Here is a 13,053-nt window from a genome sequence, read left to right on the forward strand (position 1 = left end):
TGGCTCCACGGCTTCCGCCGCCTACGGATCCGCTGGGAACGCCGCGACGACATCCACGAAGCCTTCCTCGCCCTCGCCACCTGCCTCATCACGCTCAGGCACGTACAACGCCTTTGTTAGGACCACTTAGCGAAGCCGGAGAGGCCAGGACTCTCCGTCCGGGCTGTCGAGCCATGCGCGCTGCTCCTCGGCGCCCACGGTCAGCCCGAAGCGTTCCGGTTCGGGGCGGCCGTGCGCTGCCCACCATGCGCGGGCATCGGCGACTTCGTCCCACAGTGAGCGTGGTCCGGCCTGCATGATGTCGGGGGCGTGGTCGTCGCTGAATCCGGCGTACGCCACGGACCGGTCACTGGTCGAGTAGAGCCAGATCGACACCGCCCCTTCTTCCGTGCGCGCAGGGTTCACGAAGCAGTCCCGTACGCGCAGGCCTACGGCGAACCCGCCGTCTTGACCGATCACCTGTGCGGCTTCCTGCCATGTCAGGTCGCTGTGCCCTTCCCGGCCGTCGTCGTCCCACCCCTTGGGGGCGTAGGCCGCGTGCTCGGGGTACGTAAGCCGTTGCGCCCGCATCTTCATGAACGACAGGCCACCGCCGAACGGGCCGGATGCCGTCCCGTCATCGCCGACGGTGAGGGTCAGCAGGCGGTCATGCTGCGTGTAGTCCGTTCCCCAGGGCAGGACGATCCGTGCCCCCGGCAGGCATTGCGCGACCCACGCATGCGAGATCCGGCGGATGCCGCAGGTGACATGCACCCCGCTGTACGGCGCACTGCGCGCCCATCCGTCGAATCCGTCGCCAGTGATGACTTCGACGTTGCGGACCCCGGCGCGCTCCAGGTTGCCGCGCGCGACCGTGGCAAGTTCCGCGTCCACCTCGACCGTGGTCACGAACCCGGACGGCCCGGCAATCTCGGCGATCCGCGCCGGTGTATAGCCGGTCCCGGTCCCGATATCGAGATAGGCGCCACCGACGGCCGGTTGCAGCGCGGTGAGCATGTCGGCGACCGCCCCGGACATCGACGCCGAGGACGTCGCGAGACGCCCCGGCTCCGGCCCCGTGTGCGCGCCGTCGTCCCACTGCGTGACCAGCGGGATATCGGCGGAGACAAATTCGCTCCACCGCCCGGGAGTTGCCTGCCGGTCCACCGCCGCACCATAGGTTTCCGTGGCGGAATCGAACGGCCAGATGACATCGGGGATGAAATCCCGGCGGCTGACGCCCGTCACGGCTTCTTGTGCTTCGGGTCGTTCGCGGGCGGGGGCTGCCGCTGATCGGGGTTCGGCGGCGTCGCGGGCTTGGGCTCCGGTCGCGGGTTCTGGTCCTTGTGCTTCAGGTCCGGCATGAGCCGTGCCCTCCTTCTGTGCGTGCATCCATGGTGTGCCCTGCCTCGACGAGGCAGGGGAAAGCTGATCGGCGCGGCGGCGGTGCTCCTCAGGCGTCGTCGGACGCGGTCTGCTCACCCTCTCGCCCTCAACATCTGCGGCACTCGCACGGCGACGGCGGGCCCGGCTGCGGCACCGACAAGAACGGGTCGCGGTGTCGGACCACGTCCACGGCCGGCCCCGGTTCGCTGCCCGGCACGTAGACGCGCATCGTCATACGGCTTACACGTTCGACCATGACCCGCCTCCTGAGTAACCGATCCGTCACCCAGCGAACACCCGACGGCGTACCGTGGGAACGGTTGCCATGTCCGCGCCGCCCGATGCGGACATGGGAAGGGGGATACGGTGGCTGCCCGAATGCGCGAGATCGACCCGACGTCGCCACGAGGCTTGTACGGCGCGGAACTTCGCAGGCTGCGACTGGCGGCGAAGCTCTCACTTGACGCGCTCGCCACGAAGCTGCACCGGGGCAAGACGTTCGTGTCCGAGATCGAGAGCGGGGCGACCGCCGTACCGCCGGGCCTGTCCGAGCAGTTGGACGCGTACTTCGGCACGGACACCTTCACGCGCTGGTATCCGGCGGTGAAGCGGGACATGCACCCGGACCGATACCAGCGGTTCATGGAACTTGAGCCGAAGGCCGAAATCTTGGAGGAGTACGCGGCGCATGTCGTGCCAGGTCTCTTGCAGACCGCCGAATACGCCCACGCACTGATCACCAATGGCTCACCGGATGCAACGCCGGATGAAGTCGAGACCCGGGTGCGCATCCGACTGGAGCGACAGGAGCGGCTGAAAGCGGCTGACCGGCCGCGCTATTGGGCGGTGCTCGATGAAGCCGTGATCCGTCGCCCGATCGGTGGGCATGCGGTCATGGCCACCCAACTCCGTGCGCTCTTGGCAGCCGTCGCCGACCGCACGGTTACCGTGCAGGTCATCCCGTTCGAGGTCGGCGCGCATCCGGCCATGGGTGGTTCGTTGACGCTGCTCACGTTGCCGGACCGGTCCTTGGTGGCCTACTTGGAAGGGATCAAGTCGGGTGATCTGATTGAAGATCCGGAAACGGCAGCGGAGTACGAACGGACATACGATGTCCTTCGGGCAGTCGCCGTGTCCCCGGAAGCGTCAGCCGACATGATCCGCGCCGCCGCAGAGGAGTTCGCCCATGACTCGCACCACCCTCGACCTGAGCGCCCGGAAGTGGCGTAAGAGCAGCTACAGCAACGCCGACGGCGGGCAGTGTGTGGAGGTTGCCGACGGCTTCCCTGGCGTCGTCCCCGTGCGTGACAGCAAGGATCCGGGGCGCGGCATGCTCGCCGTGACGTCGTCGTCCTGGTCGTCGCTGACGTTGGCGTTGCGAACGACCGACTGACGTTCCGGGAAACGCAGAGCAGCCCCGGCCGGATGGTTCCGGTCGGGGCTGTGTGTTGTGTTGCCGCGGGGCGTCGGTTCCATTGATTCGTCCGGCTGGGAGTATGGGGCGGTCATGTCTCCCTCCTCTGCTCCGCTTCGGGTGCTGCGTGCCGGGCTGTTTGCCGCGGTGGGCGTTGTGCTGTCCGTGGGCGGGCACGTGGTGGCTTCCGGGGCGTCGGTGCCGGGGTGGGCCGTCGCGGTGGCGGCTGCGGTCGGGTTCGGGGTGGGCTGGTCGGGGGCGGGACGCGAGTGCGGGCTGCTGCGGATGCTCGTGGCGGTGGTCGGCGGGCAGGTGCTGCTGCACGAATGGTTCGGGTGGGCGGCGGCGCAGGGCGCGAGTGCGGGGCATTCGGGCCATGCCGACCACACCGGCCATGTTGCGGGCGGTGTCGCGGCGCATGGCGGGGTTGCGATGGCTGCGGCTCACCTTGCCGTGGCGCTGGTGGCCGCGGTGTGGTTGCGGGTGGGCGAGGCCGCCGTCTTCCGGTTGCTGGCTCGGGTCGAGGACCGGCTGCGGGCTGGTGTGCTGGCGTTGCTGCGGCTGCTGGTCCGGCCCGTGCCGGGGAGCGGCCCCGCGGTGGTGGCCGCGGGTGGGAGCGTCCCGGCGCCGGGGAGTCGCCTGCGGACGCGGTACGACGTGGTGCGGCGAGGTCCTCCTGTGTGGTGTGCGAGCCGAATGATCGCGCTGCCGTAAGGCCTGGGCAGCGCCGCCCTCCACACCACACTCATCTTCTTCTGGAGCCTTGCTCATGAAGCGTTCTTCTGTGCTGCCCGCGGCGCGGCGGTTTGCCGTCGCCGCGGTGGTCGCCGGGGCCGTCGCCCTCGGCACCGCTGCCCCCGCCTTCGCGCACAACGAGGTGCACGCGTCCGACGCCCGTGCGCTGGCCACCGACGTCACGCTGACGTTCGGCGCCGAGGCCGAGTCCAAGACCGCCGGGATCACCTCGCTGCGCGTCGTCCTGCCGCCCGGCATCACGCCGGCCGACGTCTCGCTCGCCAAGGCGCCCAAGGACTGGACCTACACCCCCGCAGCGGACGGCTTCACCGTCGGAGGCACGGCGCTCGCCGTCGGCACCGACGCGGAGTACGCGATCAAGGTGCGGCAACTGCCGGACGCCTCGCTGCTGGTCTTCAAGACCCTGCAGACCTACTCGGACGGCCGCATCGACCGCTGGATCGACCCGCCGAAGGGCACCGAGGGCGCCGACGACCACGCGGACGCTGCCGCAAAGCCCGCGCCGACGCTGACCCTCGGCAAGGCCGCGCCGGGCGCCACCCCGATCCCGGCGACCCCGACCGCAGCGCCGAGCAGCGCCGCACCCGCAACGTCGGCGGCCCCGGCACCGTCCGCTGCCGCCTCGTCCGCTCCCGCCCCGGTGCCGACGACCACGGTCACCCCGGGCGCGGCGCAGAGCACGGACAAGGACGACGACTCGTCCCTGGCGCTGCCCGCGACGCTGGGCGCGATCGCCGTATTGCTGGTCCTCGGCGGCGGCTTCTGGTGGTGGCGCCGCCGCAACGCGGGCGCCGACCCGCGAACCTGACCTCTGCGCGTACGCCGGGCCGGCCTCCGCGGTCGGCCCGGCTCCGCCCTGGAACGCGTGCACCGCAGAGCGATTCCGCACGAGGCCCCGCGAGCCTCAGCCGTACTCCGTCTCCTCGACGCCGCGGGCTCGGGCGTAGGCGCACAGGGCCCTGACCGCTGGTGTCATCGGTTTGCGGAGCCAGGCGAAGCCGATGGTTCTGCCGACCGGGGGCGCGAAAGACCTTACGGATACCGCCGATTGGAAGCGGTGCGCCATGGCGGCGTACCACAGCACCGAGCCCAATCCGCCGGCCACACAGGCCATCCATGCGCCGCGTTCGTCAGTTTCCATCGCGACCACGGGGCGGATGCCGCGTGTGTCGAAGAGCAGTTCGATGTCCTTGCGGCGGGACGTGCCGACCGGCGGGAGGATCATCGGGAGGCCGTGCAGCGCGTCCAGGGTGACGGGGTCGGGCAGGTTCACGTCGGGCGGTGAGACGAGGACGACTTCGTGGTGCCAGACCGCGTGCACGCGCATGTCGGAGGGGACCGGCAGGTCGGCGAGGATCAGATCGGCACGGCCCTCGCGCAGCGCGGTGAAGAGGACTTCGCGTTCGTTGTGGCGCTCGACGACGACGCGGATCTCCGGGTGCCGGAGGTTGAAGCCGGGCAGCAGCGAACTGATGAACTCGATGGCCAGCGTCTGGGTGGTGAGGAGCAGCAGGCGCTCGTCGGAGCCGGCCGGTTCCGGCTGCACGGTCTGCTCGATGGCGCGGATTCCGGCCAGTACGCGGCGCGCCAGGTGCACGACGCGGACGCCCTCGGGCGTCAGCACCATGCCGCGCCCCGACCGTACGAACAGCTCGGCGCGCAGCTCCCGTTCCAGGGCCTGGAGCGACCGCGACAGCGCAGGCTGGACGACGAAGAGGGCCTGTGCTGCCGCGGTCATGCTCCCGTACTCGACAACGGCGATGAGATAACGCAGTTGTTGGAGAGTCACGTTCGCACCGTACTCCTGCATTTGTGAACGGTCATCACATCTGAACGGTTGCCGCGTCCGGATGTGACCCCTCACAACTCAGAACCAGGTCACCGTCCACGTGAATGCGGCGGTGCCGGACTGCCCGGTGGCGTCCGTGGCCTTCACGGTCACCTGGAACGTCCCGACGCCCCAGACCGATCCGGTGATCGCCCCGGTGCTGCTGTTGATGCCGACGCCGAACGGCAGTCCGGTGGCGCTGTACGTGAGTGCCGAGCCGGGCACCGACGGGGTGGCCTGGATCTGGAGGTTCGCCTTCTGGTTGAACTTCGAGGTCTGCTGCCCGGGGTTCGTGACCACGACGCCGGTGGGCTGCGGCGGTGTGACGGTCCACGCGAAGGACGCGCTCGCGCTGCCGGCCGTGTTCGTCGCCGTCACCGTGACGTTCGACGACCCGGCCGCGGTCGGCGTCCCACTGATCAGACACCCGGAGTTGATCGCCAGACCAGCCGGCAGCCCCGAGGCCGCGCACGTTGGCACAGGCGAACCGGTGCGCTGCACCTGGAGATTCACCGCAGTACCCACCTGAGTGCTCTGCGCCCCCGGACTGGTCACCGTAGGTGCGACGGGTCCCGGGCCGGTGGTGCCGATCGTCCAGACGAACGCCCGGGCGTCGGTGCCCGCCCTGTTCGCGGCGGTGACCACGACGTTGCTCGTCCCGGCCGTAGTCGGCGTTCCGGTGACCAGGCAGGACGGGCTGATCGCCAGCCCGGCCGGGAGCCCGGTCGCGGTGCACGTGGGTGCGGGGCTGCCGGTCACCTGGAGTTGCAGTGAGACCGCCGTGCCCGGTGCGGTGGTCTGGTTGCCCGGTGCGGTGAGCACCGGAGGCCGGTCGCCGCCGCCGACCGGGGAGACCGTCCAACTGAAGGCGACGGTATTGGAGTTGGTGTTGGTCGCATCCTTGGCGGTCGCGGTCGCGTTCGAGGTCCCGGCGGTGGTCGGCGTGCCCTGCACGGTGCAGCCGCCGCCCGGGTTGGACAGCCCGGCGGGCAGTCCGGTGAACGTGCATGTGTACGGCCCGGTCCCGCCGGAGACCTGAAGCGCCAGATTGTCGGCGGTCCCGACATCCGAGGTCTGCGCGCCGGGGTCCGTGAGCATCGGGGCGTCGCCGCCCGGGATGGCCTCGGGTGGCAGCGGCACCTTCCACACCGGGCTGTTGCCGCCCTCGGTGCCGACCAGCAGCGCCTTGCCGTCCGGGGTGTATGTCAGCGATTCGCCCTGCGAGACGCTGGGCAGCGCGAACGTGGCGATCTGCACGCCCGGGCTGCTGTAGACGTACGCGCTGTTGTAGTCCCGGACGGTGAAGGAGCGGCCGTTGGGAGCGAAGCTGCCGTCGGTGCCGGTCAGCACCGAATTCCCCACCTTGGTGAAGGTGTTGGTGCCGGACGTGCTGAGCGTGGCCGGCCCCTGGTAGACGCCGCTCGTGCCGGTGCCGAACAGGATCTTGGTGGCGATGTAGACCCGGTTGTCGCGCGGGTCGATCATCATCGTCTCGGCGTCGTGCTTGCCGTCCGCGTACGCGACCGCGTACGTCGTCGGGGTGACGTTCTGATTGGTGAGCGAATCCGGCTCGGCGAAGCGGTGGATCTTCAGGTCGCTGCGCGCCGACAGGTTGTCGCCGATGTCGCCGATGAACACGGCCGGGCGGCCTTGTTCGTCCTTTCCGACGCTCATCGCCTCCCAGTCGGAGTTGCTGGTGCCGGTGACGTTGAAGACGGCGCGTACCGCGCACGTCGCCATGTCGAGGGCGAAGAGCTCGGTGGTGTTGCCGCTGTCGTTGTGGGTGTACATGACCCCCGGGTGTTTGACGCTGAGCGCGAGTCCGCTGGACTCGCCGATACGCGCATCTCCTATGGTGCACACGGTGGTCGGCGGGTCGGCGGCCTGCGCCGGCGTCGCCCCGAGGGTCGCGGCGGCGAGCCCCGCGACGACCAGGACTGCGGACATCCGGCCGGCGCTGCGGCCGCCGCGTCTCGGCTGGCTGGGTTGTCGGTTCATGGGTCCAAGAAGAGGGGCCGGTGCTTGCCCGGGTCCAATACCGGTCCCTCATCGACCCATGACGGCAGTTCATCGGTTCCGGACCGTCAGGATCCGCTTCCGGTGCGTGCCCGCCGCGGGCCGTGGTGCGGCCCGGAACCGGACCGATTCGGCATCGGTGCATGTCGGCTGGGCACGGAATTCCCGGCCTAGGACGGGAAACCGCAGGTCAGAACCGGTGTCGCGGCCAGGCCTCGGCGGACGTGCGGATTCCGGTCGTTGACCCTTCGCGGCCCCCGCCGGACCATGCGCGCAGTGGCCTGGCCCTCCCTCCGCCATGCCCCGGCGCAGCCTCCGTCCGGCGCGCGAGCAACGCCTCAATTGCCCGTTCGCAGTGCCTGTGATTGTCCAAGGAGGCAACCCCGTGCTCAGACGCGCACGCCGCTCGATCTTCGCGAAGGCGACGGCCATCGCGGCCGGCACCGCCGCGGTGGCGACGGCCGGCATCGTGGCGCTCACCGCCGGTTCGGCCGGCGCCGCCACCCTGCCGAACTACGACCACGTGGTCATCGTGGTCCACGAGAACACCAACTACGAGGACATCGCCGGGAACACGCGCGAGGTCCCCTACATCAACACGTTGATCGCAGGGGGCGCGTCGTTCACCAACTTCCACGGTGAAGTCCACCCCAGTCAGGGCAACTACTTCGCGATGTTCTCCGGCGCCACCCAGGGCGCGACGTCGGACGCCTGCCCGGAGCCCGGCTCTCCGTACAGCGCGGACAACCTCGCCAAGCAGCTGATCGACAAGGGCAAGACGTTCGGCAGCTACAACGAGGACTGGGACGGCAACCCGGCGACCTGCACCACCGCCAAGTACGCCCGCAAGCACAACCCGTGGTTCGCCTTCAGCAACGTGCCCACCAGCACCGCGAAGAAGATGACCGACTTCCCGACCGACTACAACCAGCTGCCCACCGTGTCGTTCGTGGTGCCGAACCTGTGCAACGACATGCACGACTTCGGCTGCCGGACCACCGGCGACACCTGGACCAAGAACAAGCTCAGCGGGTACGCGGAGTGGGCCAAGTCGAACAACAGCCTGCTCATCGTCACCTTTGACGAAGACGCGTTCCGCTCGCAGAACCAGATCGCCACGGTCTTCTACGGCGCCCACGTCAAGCAGGGGACGTACGGCACCAACTACAACCACTACAACATGCTCCGCACCCTGCAGGACATGTACGGCCTGCGCACCTCCGGCCAGTCGACCAACGTGCCGGCCATCACCGAGGTGTGGAACACCACCACCCCGACGCCGCCGGTGGTCGCGAACCCCGGACCGCAGGCGTCCTCGGTCGGCCAGGCGGTGAACGTGCCGCTCCAGGTCTCCGGCGGGACCGCGCCGTACACGTGCACGTTCACCGGACTGCCTGCCGGGCTGTCCAACCCGGGCGGCGGCTGCACCGTGCAGGGCACGCCGACGACCGCGGGCAGCTCGAACGTCAGCGTCACCGCCAAGGATGCGAGCAATACCAACTCGGCGGCGGTGTCCTTCACTTGGACGGTGACGGGCGGCGGCAACACCGTGCCGTCCATCGTGAACCCGGGCGGCCAGAGCAGCACCAGGAACCAGCCGGTCGACCTGCAGCTGCAGGTGTCCGGGTCGCCGACCCCGACCTGTACGGCGAGCGGGCTGCCGACCGGGCTGAGCATCAGTGCGGCCTGCCGGGTGACCGGTACGCCGACGGTCCTCGGTGACTCCAGCGCGACCGTCACCGCGACCAACAGCCAGGGCAGCGACAGCGAGACGTTCCTGTGGTCGGTCACCGACGGGCCCGGCAACACCGCGCCGACGGTGACCAGTCCGGGGGCGCAGAGCACCCAGGTGGGCACCGCGGTGAACCTCCAGGTGCAGCGGACCGGTACGCCGGCTCCGACGTGCACGGCTTCGGGTCTGCCGGCCGGTCTGGCCATCAACTCCGGGTGCCTGATCACCGGGACGCCGACCACGGCCGGCTCGTCGAACGTCACGGTGACGGCGACGAACGCGGCGGGCAGCGCCAGTGCGACGTTCGCGTGGACCGTCACGCCGCCGCAGCCGACCGGTGTGCAGCTGGCCAACCCGGGGGCGCAGAGCTCGAAGTTCAACCAGAAGGTCAAGCTCCAGCTGGTGGCGAGCGGCGGAACCGCGCCGTACACCTGCTCCGCGACGGGGCTGCCGTCCGGTCTGTGGCTGAACCCGTGGACCTGCGAGATCTCCGGAAGTGCCTGGGCCGTGGGGACGTTCACGGTGAACGCGACCGCGAAGGACAGCACGGGAGCATCCGGGAGCACGAGCTTCGGGTGGACGGTGGCGTGGTTCTGACGCCACGCCGCACGGCGGTGAACAGCAGCAGCGTCGCGTGACGCTGCCGGATCCGCCGAGCTGACACCCGGTGTCTCGCCGGCCGGTACGCGGGGGCACGACTGCCCCGCGTACCGGTCCGGCCCTTCTGCTCGTCTCCCTTTCTCGTCTTGCTTTCCTCGTCTCCCTTTTTCGTCCGGATGGCCCAGGAGTACGCCTTGTACCTGTCCTCCAGCCGCAGCGGCGACGTGTCCACGGGAGTCCGCGGCGGGCCGGCGCCCGCGTCCGAACCGGACGGCCCGGACGGCGCAGAGGGCCCGGTCGCCCCGGATGCCCGGGCCGTCCCGTCCGACCGGTCCGCCCCGGACGCGCCCCGCGCCCAGGACCGCCCGCGCGGGCGCCTGGCGCGGATCGTCGCGCCCAACGTCCTCGCCCTCGGCATGGTCTCGATGGTCACCGACGTCTCGTCCGAGATGGTGACCGCGATCCTGCCCGTCTACCTCGTGCTCGGCCTCGGGCTGTCGCCGCTCGCGTTCGGCATGCTCGACGGCCTCTACAACGGCGCCACCGCGTTCCTGCGCATCGCCGGCGGGCATGTCGCGGACCGCACGCGGCGCCACAAGCCGGTCGCCGGGTTCGGCTACGGCCTGTCCGCGGCCTGCAAGTTGGCGCTGCCCGCGGCCGGTTCGGTGCCGGTCATCGGGGCGGTGATCGCCGCCGACCGGATGGGCAAGGGCGTGCGGACCGCGCCGCGCGACGCCCTCATCTCGCTCTCCAGCCCGCCCGGCGGCCAGGGCCGCGCCTTCGGCGTGCACCGCGCGTTCGACACCGCGGGCGCACTGCTGGGTCCGCCGGTGGCGCTGGCCGTGCTGTGGTTCACCGCGCAGGCGTACGACGCGGTCTTCGTGGTGAGCTTCTGCCTCGCCGCGTTCGGCGTGCTCCTGCTGTGCCTGTACGTACGCGAAGTCCCGTGTGCACTACCGGTGTCGGCCCCGCGGCCACGGCTGCGCGAGGCGCTCGCGGTGCTGCGCGTCCCGGCCTTCGCCCGGCTGTGCGGATACGCCCTGGTCCTCGGCGCGGTGACCATCGGCGACGGCATGGTGTACCTGCTCCTCCAGCGCGAAGTCGACCTGCGCCCGCACCTGTTCCCGCTGCTGCCGTTCGGCACGGCGCTGGGCTTCCTGCTGCTCGCGGTGCCCGTCGGCCTCGCGGCCGACCGCATCGGCCGTCTCCGGGTCTTCCTGTGCGGCCACGTGGTCCTGCTCGGCTGCTACGCCGTGCTGCTGGCGCCGCTCCCCCGCGCGGTGCTGATCTGCGCGCCGCTGCTCCTGCTCGGCGTCTTCTACGCAGCCACCGACGGGGTCCTGATGGCGGTCGCCGCGCCGCTGGCCCCGGCCCGGCTGCGCGGCGGGTCGCTCGCGCTCGTGCAGACCGGCCAGGCCGCGGGCCGTGCGGTCGGCGCGATCGGCTTCGGTGCGGCGTGGACCGCGTGGGGGCCGCACACCGCACTGATCGCCGCGGCCGCGGCACTCGCGACGGCCGGCGGGGCCGCCGCCGCGGTCGCGTACCGCTGCCGCGCCGCGGCTCCGCCGCACTCGGAGCGCTCGGAGCACCCAAAGCACTCGGAGCACCGCCCGCACTCCCCGCAACCCCCTTCGGAGGACGCCCGATGACCCGTACCGCCCGCACCACCGTGCTCGCCGTGGTGACCGCGCTGCTGATCGGTATCGCGGTCGCCTACACCTGGCACGCGGCCGGGCGGTCGGAGGCGGGGCCCGACCAGGAACTGACCGAGGTCACGCTCGACGAACCCGGGCGCATCCTCTTCCGCACCACGCAGGCCGGCACCGGGCGCGACCACATGGCAGCGCTCGACCTGGCCGACACGGGTGCGGACGACGGCAAGGACCCCCGCCGCATCTCGCCGACGTCCTGCCTCGTCTTCCACGCGGCCAAGGGCACCGCGGTGTGCCTCAAGCTCGCCAACGCCGCGCTGCACACCTACAACGCGGTGATCCTCGACCGCCGCCTGATGCCCGTGGACAGCCGCGAAATGGCCGGCACCCCGTCCCGCACGCGGGTCTCGCCGAGCGGCAACCTGGCGGCGTGGACGTCGTTCGTGGGCGGCGAGTCGTATGCGGGCCTGGACTTCTCCACGCGCACCGCGATCCTCGACCGCCGCAGCGGCACTCTGCACGACAACCTCGAGGACTTCGCCGTCATCCGCGACGGCAAGCCGTACAAGGCTGCGGACATCAACATCTGGGGTGTCACCTTCGCCGCGGACGACAACCGCTTCTACGCCACCGTCGCCACCGACGGCCACCGCTACCTGGCCGAGGGCGACCTGGCCGCGCGCACGCTGCGCACGATCCGCGACAACGTCGAGTGCCCGTCGCTTTCCCCCGACGGCACCAAGCTCGCCTACAAGAAGCGCGTCGAGGGTGCCGACCCCGACCGCCCCTGGAAGCTCTTCACCCTCGACCTGGCCACCGGCACCGAAACCCTGACCACCGAGACCCGCCCCCTGGACGACCAGGCCGAGTGGCTGGACGACCGGACACTCCTCTACAACCTGCCGGGCGACCTCCGCGCCGACGTCTGGTCAGTCCCCGCGGACGGCACCGGAAAACCGACCCTGGTAGTCCGCCACGCCCTCTCCCCAACAGTCCTGCGGCCTTGACTCGTCCATCCAAGGGGTGATCCTCGGCTGTCTCGGCCCGCCGAGCATGCCTTTCGGCCCATCGTGGAGGCTTCGACCCCCTGAGAGAGGCGGCCACCATGCACCGACTGCTCGCCGTCCGGATGGCCCCGGCAACGCTGCTCGTCATCCGCAATCTGTCCGACGAGACAGTCGCCACGCTCAGAGAGCGCGCTCATGCACGGGGCCAGTCGCTCCCCGCGTACGTGCGCGACCTGCTGGAGCGTGAGGCCACCCTGCCTCCGCGCTGAGGGCGGGTCAGGCCGCGTGCGGGGTGAATCCCGCGGTCACGCCGTGCCCTGACCACGTCAGCGTGACGTCGCAGTCGAGCGCCCGGGCCAGGCGGTCGGCCAGCTCGGGCGTCGGCACTGTGCCGCTCTCCTCGATGCACACGATGTCGTCCTCGGTCAGCCCCGCCAGCGCGGCCAGACCGGCCTCGTCCAGACCGGCGGCCGTGCGGGCGTCGTACACGACCTTGGCGAAAGCCATCGCCGCGGCGGCGTCCGCACGCTGCCGCCGGGATTCCGGGTCGAGCGCCTCGAGCGGGTCGATACGCCAGGCGGCATGCCGCCGCTCCACCGCAGTACGGGCGTCCATATTTTCAGGCACGACTCGAGCCATGCGCGCACCTCGGGTTCGACTTCGATCACGTATCGCTCCGACAC

General features: G+C 70.7%; 12 protein-coding genes and 1 pseudogene. 9 read left to right on the top strand and 4 right to left on the bottom strand.

Annotated features, from left to right (window positions below):
* Positions 1–120 (top strand): annotated as a pseudogene (locus LZ495_RS00005) (IS5/IS1182 family transposase); the annotation flags it as partial.
* 6 nt (positions 121–126) lie between these two features.
* Here LZ495_RS00005 and LZ495_RS00010 read toward each other — a convergent pair.
* Complete coding sequence (locus tag LZ495_RS00010) at positions 127–1,227, bottom strand: methyltransferase domain-containing protein (protein ID WP_235049650.1); 1,101 nt, start codon at positions 1,225–1,227, stop codon at positions 127–129.
* Between the two features lie 516 nt (positions 1,228–1,743).
* Between LZ495_RS00010 and LZ495_RS00015 the strand changes: the two genes are divergently transcribed.
* The 4 genes from LZ495_RS00015 (at position 1,744) to LZ495_RS00030 (ending at position 4,343) form a co-directional block, all read left to right on the top strand.
* Entirely contained in the window at positions 1,744–2,595 is an 852-nt protein-coding gene (locus tag LZ495_RS00015) for a helix-turn-helix domain-containing protein (protein WP_235049651.1), read from the top strand.
* Complete coding sequence (locus LZ495_RS00020; protein WP_235049652.1) at positions 2,552–2,758, top strand: DUF397 domain-containing protein; 207 nt, start codon at positions 2,552–2,554, stop codon at positions 2,756–2,758. The genes LZ495_RS00015 and LZ495_RS00020 overlap by 44 nt, the downstream gene beginning before the upstream one ends.
* A 114-nt stretch (positions 2,759–2,872) precedes the next feature.
* Positions 2,873–3,493, top strand: coding sequence for a hypothetical protein (locus tag LZ495_RS00025; RefSeq protein ID WP_235049653.1), 621 nt, complete (start codon positions 2,873–2,875; stop codon positions 3,491–3,493).
* A 55-nt stretch (positions 3,494–3,548) separates the two neighbouring features.
* A complete protein-coding gene (locus LZ495_RS00030) occupies positions 3,549–4,343 on the top strand; it encodes a DUF1775 domain-containing protein (protein WP_235049654.1) in 795 nt (264 codons plus the stop codon).
* A 96-nt stretch (positions 4,344–4,439) separates the two neighbouring features.
* Here LZ495_RS00030 and LZ495_RS00035 read toward each other — a convergent pair whose 3' ends face one another.
* Both LZ495_RS00035 and LZ495_RS00040 read right to left on the bottom strand, forming a co-directional pair.
* Positions 4,440–5,324 carry a LysR family transcriptional regulator gene (locus tag LZ495_RS00035; RefSeq protein WP_235049655.1) on the bottom strand — a complete coding sequence of 295 codons (885 nt, stop codon included), beginning with the start codon at positions 5,322–5,324 and terminating at the stop codon, positions 4,440–4,442.
* Between the two features lie 78 nt (positions 5,325–5,402).
* Positions 5,403–7,361, bottom strand: a complete 1,959-nt coding sequence (locus tag LZ495_RS00040) for a putative Ig domain-containing protein (RefSeq protein ID WP_235049656.1) — start codon at positions 7,359–7,361, stop codon at positions 5,403–5,405.
* Positions 7,362–7,764: 403 nt separating this feature from the next.
* On the opposite strand from LZ495_RS00040, the gene LZ495_RS00045 reads away from it, so the two are divergent.
* The 4 genes from LZ495_RS00045 (at position 7,765) to LZ495_RS00060 (ending at position 12,639) form a co-directional block, all read left to right on the top strand.
* Positions 7,765–9,708, top strand: coding sequence for a putative Ig domain-containing protein (locus tag LZ495_RS00045; RefSeq protein ID WP_235049657.1), 1,944 nt, complete (start codon positions 7,765–7,767; stop codon positions 9,706–9,708).
* A 197-nt stretch (positions 9,709–9,905) separates the two neighbouring features.
* Positions 9,906–11,360: an MFS transporter gene (locus tag LZ495_RS00050; protein WP_372498497.1), complete on the top strand. Its 1,455-nt coding sequence runs from the start codon at positions 9,906–9,908 to the stop codon at positions 11,358–11,360.
* Positions 11,357–12,370 (top strand): TolB-like translocation protein, encoded by a 1,014-nt coding sequence (locus LZ495_RS00055; protein ID WP_235049658.1) that lies wholly within the window; start codon positions 11,357–11,359, stop codon positions 12,368–12,370. The genes LZ495_RS00050 and LZ495_RS00055 overlap by 4 nt, the downstream gene beginning before the upstream one ends.
* 98 nt (positions 12,371–12,468) lie before the next feature.
* Entirely contained in the window at positions 12,469–12,639 is a 171-nt protein-coding gene (locus LZ495_RS00060; RefSeq protein WP_235049659.1) for a FitA-like ribbon-helix-helix domain-containing protein, read from the top strand.
* A 7-nt stretch (positions 12,640–12,646) separates the two neighbouring features.
* Here the strand turns inward: LZ495_RS00060 and LZ495_RS00065 are convergent, their stop codons facing one another.
* Positions 12,647–12,985 carry a helix-turn-helix domain-containing protein gene (locus LZ495_RS00065; protein WP_235049660.1) on the bottom strand — a complete coding sequence of 113 codons (339 nt, stop codon included), beginning with the start codon at positions 12,983–12,985 and terminating at the stop codon, positions 12,647–12,649.
* Positions 12,986–13,053 lie beyond the last annotated feature (68 nt).

The sequence above is a fragment of the Yinghuangia soli genome, assembly GCF_021502675.1.
Lineage (GTDB): Bacteria > Actinomycetota > Actinomycetes > Streptomycetales > Streptomycetaceae > Yinghuangia > Yinghuangia soli.

Excerpts from the sequence above, each read along its gene's own strand:
- LZ495_RS00025 (WP_235049653.1), top strand. The coding sequence starts at position 2,873 with ATGTCTCCCTCCTCTGCTCCGCTTCGGGTGCTGCGTGCCGGGCTGTTT.
- LZ495_RS00030 (WP_235049654.1), top strand. The coding sequence starts at position 3,549 with ATGAAGCGTTCTTCTGTGCTGCCCGCGGCGCGGCGGTTTGCCGTCGCC.
- LZ495_RS00040 (WP_235049656.1), bottom strand. The coding sequence starts at position 7,361 with ATGAACCGACAACCCAGCCAGCCGAGACGCGGCGGCCGCAGCGCCGGC.
- LZ495_RS00055 (WP_235049658.1), top strand. The coding sequence starts at position 11,357 with ATGACCCGTACCGCCCGCACCACCGTGCTCGCCGTGGTGACCGCGCTG.
- LZ495_RS00065 (WP_235049660.1), bottom strand. The coding sequence starts at position 12,985 with ATGGACGCCCGTACTGCGGTGGAGCGGCGGCATGCCGCCTGGCGTATC.
- LZ495_RS00015 (WP_235049651.1), top strand. The coding sequence starts at position 1,744 with ATGCGCGAGATCGACCCGACGTCGCCACGAGGCTTGTACGGCGCGGAA.
- LZ495_RS00060 (WP_235049659.1), top strand. The coding sequence starts at position 12,469 with ATGCACCGACTGCTCGCCGTCCGGATGGCCCCGGCAACGCTGCTCGTC.
- LZ495_RS00020 (WP_235049652.1), top strand. The coding sequence starts at position 2,552 with ATGACTCGCACCACCCTCGACCTGAGCGCCCGGAAGTGGCGTAAGAGC.